Genomic DNA, 337 nt, shown 5'->3' with positions numbered 1-337 from the left:
AAAAGCAGATAAACTTTTTTATATTATCCTTTTAGTCCCATTTACAATTTTTATATTAGGGGGGTTAGTTTTCTCTTACTGGTTATCCGCTTTTCTAAATGTGTTAATTATACTTATTTCTTTTCTCCTTATTTTGACCTCCCCCAAAATTTATCGTTGGATAGAAAATAAAAGTAAAACTTCTCTGGAAAACTTCATTATAGAAAGTCCGATATGTGAGGATTTGACAATAATTTTTGAAGAATTATTTAAAAAGATAGATGCTGAGATTGAAAAAGAGTTTAATCTTAATCCCATAAAATTAATGAATCTATTTACTGAGAAGATAGATGAAGGG

The organism is bacterium, from assembly GCA_026414725.1.
In the GTDB taxonomy this organism is placed as follows: domain Bacteria; phylum Ratteibacteria; class UBA8468; order B48-G9; family JAFGKM01; genus JAAYXZ01.
Note: the sequence above shows the minus strand (reverse complement) of the source record.